The organism is Collinsella tanakaei (genome assembly GCF_016900375.1).
Taxonomy (GTDB): domain Bacteria; phylum Actinomycetota; class Coriobacteriia; order Coriobacteriales; family Coriobacteriaceae; genus Collinsella.
The window spans coordinates 1-323 of record NZ_JACJKB010000065.1; the positions used below are offsets into that span (position 1 = coordinate 1).

The 323-nt window shown below is 76.2% G+C and carries 1 protein-coding gene; it reads right to left on the reverse strand.

Going from position 1 to position 323, the window contains the following annotated elements:
- Positions 1 to 323, reverse strand: a 323-nt coding sequence (locus H6A16_RS11085) for an S-layer homology domain-containing protein (RefSeq protein ID WP_204619029.1), incomplete at both ends; no start/stop codon positions are given.

Below are 323 nucleotides of genomic sequence, written 5' to 3' on the forward strand. Positions count from 1 at the left end.
GCGCGGGAGCCGTCGTCGAGCTCGACGCCGCTGATGACGCCGTTCTCGACCGCCCACGCCATGGCGGTCTCGGCCCACCCGGAGACGCCGTCGGCGTCGCCGAAGCCCTCGAGGGCGGACGCGTCGGCCGCGTCGAGGTCGGCGCCCGCGGCGCGCGCGACCATCGAGGCGAACTGCTCGCGGGTGAGCGGGTCGCCCACGCCGAAGGCGCCGGCGCCCTCGTAGCCGGTCATGACGCCGGCCTCGTTGGCCCAGTTGACGTAGGGGGCGTACCACTCGCCCTGCAGCACGTCGGCGAAGGGCGCCGCGGGGGCGTCCATGTC